The organism is Okeania sp. SIO2B9, assembly GCF_010672505.1.
GTDB lineage: Bacteria > Cyanobacteriota > Cyanobacteriia > Cyanobacteriales > Microcoleaceae > Okeania > Okeania hirsuta.
The window spans coordinates 1-2,363 of record NZ_JAAHGK010001192.1 but is presented as its reverse complement, the minus strand read 5'-3'; the positions used below and the strand labels follow the sequence as shown (position 1 = coordinate 2,363).

The 2,363-nt window shown below is 36.6% G+C and carries 1 protein-coding gene and 1 pseudogene; one reads left to right on the top strand and one right to left on the bottom strand.

The window, feature by feature from the left end:
* Positions 1-435 precede the first annotated feature (435 nt).
* A pseudogene (locus F6K13_RS28815) lies at positions 436-649 on the top strand (IS701 family transposase); the annotation flags it as partial.
* A 427-nt stretch (positions 650-1,076) separates the two neighbouring features.
* On the opposite strand, the gene F6K13_RS28810 reads toward F6K13_RS28815, so the two are convergent.
* Entirely contained in the window at positions 1,077-1,988 is a 912-nt protein-coding gene (locus F6K13_RS28810; protein ID WP_124143906.1) for a choice-of-anchor L family PEP-CTERM protein, read from the bottom strand.
* Positions 1,989-2,363: the final 375 nt, after the last annotated feature.

Below are 2,363 nucleotides of genomic sequence, written 5' to 3'. Positions count from 1 at the left end.
TTCAGTTTGTATAATCTCAATCCATGACTGTAATGAGATTATACAAACTGAAAATTTTTATTGACACTAATCTTGAACGATTATTTCACCGAAAAACTGGTTCTGAAGTCTCGTCCTTTGAGGGCGACTTTTCATTTACTTTTGGTTTGATAAATATGGTATCATTTCGTTAGTGCACGAGTTAAATTATGAAAGCTCAGATATAAGTATCGTATTTATCCAAGATGAATAGTAGTTCTGTAAAATCGGCAACTGAAATTGATTATTTAATTACAAATAAACCATATAAAAGTGTGACAGGAGAATGGATAGTTATATGATGGCCGGTTGAATATTTATAAATAACGACGGAAGAGTCAGGAGTCATGAATACCGAGTCAGGAGTCAGGATAAAAAAAGAAGGAAGTTTTTGATCACTAATTATCCGGACATGATATTACTACTTTTTCCCAGAGAAACTATATCGAAAAATTTTATAGAGAAGCGAAGGGTTGGTTAGGTTTAAGAGAGTATCAAGTGATAAATAAAACCAGTTTAATGCGTCACTTTATTCTAGTTTTTACTGCCTATAATTTCATCCTGTATCAACAATTAATGGGAGGGCTGAGAAAACGCCCGTGCTCATAAACCTTTGACAAATTTTACAGAAACATGATTAAGCATTTCTCACAGGTATTTCTGAGGTTGGAATAGTGGAGATTTAGTATCTTTCATTGAAACTGAGGAAGTAGGTAGAGTTAATCCTCTCTCAAAATCAAATAGTTTTAACTTCCCAGTGCCAGGACAGAAAGCAAAAAGTGTTCATGTGAGCAAATTAAAAGTTGTATATAAAAAAGACGGTTATACCTATACATTTTGTCAACAGTTGTCCATAAATGTCGAGAAAAATGCCATCTAAGACTTAACAGTTTCTTACAGACACGAAGTAAATATATTGTATTGATGGTTTTAGGGAGTAGGGAGTAGGGAGGCCGGGAAGGTGGGGAGGCCCGATATCGAACAAGCAAAAAATATTTACCGATTTAATTATAGCACATTAATCTCGAATATGCTGTAACTATTCAACAAACATAATATTAAATTTTGTTGATATTTTTCTTGAGCCACGAACCAGCAAAACCAACTACTAATAATCCAATTAATACAGAAGGTTCAGGAACATCTTCAATTGATTGAGGATCAATAGGTATATCTGAAAAACTATTTGCCTGGATAAATACAGCAGAATCGAGTTTCGCATCACCAGCATCAGCGATCGCTAATCTAATACGATGACTTCCAGCACTCAGTCCTAATGCTTGGGCAGTAAATAGATTAGTAAAACCATCATATTCTATATCAAAAAATGGCCCCCCCTCACTAGGGTCATTGTTATTGAAAAATTCCGGGTTACTCGCTTTAGTTCCTAGAGGTTTTCCTCCATTAACTGTATTGATGGCAACTGGAGTAGATGTACCAGGAATTAGAGCAATATTGGTTCCATTTAGGAAGAAACCGAAGACATCATTAAATTCAGAGTTTGTCCATTCTACATATTCTTCAGAAGCAAATACATAATTGAAGTAAAGGTCTCCTCCTTCACTTTCAAAGTCAAATTCCAGAATTGTTGCATCCTCGGTAGTGAATCCAGGAATCAACCCATCCAAATCTGAATCTCCAGGCAATTCATTATCGGTAGTTTGCTCATCTGAATTATTCGGACCTTCGGCATCCGTAGCTGTACCTGTAGTCAGAATAATACCGCTATCGATGCCAATACCAGATGATAATCCATTGGTGAAAATTCCTGAAGCACCTCCTGTACCTATATAGTTGATAGAATCTGGTGCAATGGTAATCCCACTGCCTAAGATTTCATTAACTAAATCATTGCCGTTATTGGTGGGAGTTATGGAAATTGCCTGAGCTGCTGTGATGCCACTGAGAGCAGCGAAAGCTGTTCCAGCAAAGGTTGCTGAAAGTTTTTTGATGAATTGTGAAATAGTCATGATTAGATTGACCCTAAAAAAGTAAGATGTTGACAATACATAGTTGAGTTCTTTGTTTGTTCCTCAACATATTCTTATTTTCAGTAATTTTTCGGGATTGTACTGTGATCCGGATCTTGAAGAGGTGGTGATATTGATTTAGTAATATCTGTGAAGGCAGTTCAACAATTAATAATTAATTATTCATTATTAATTATTACCTCTCCTTGAAAAGAAGAGGATTGACTAATCATGAAAATTTTTCTTCTCTTGGTCGATTGGATATGGCGAGGAGACCCGAAGAGTGCAGACCCGCTCCGAAGATCGCCATCCCACCCTACGGGAAGCTGCGCTAACGACCGCTTATTATCCCCTTAAAAGGGGAGGCGGATACCA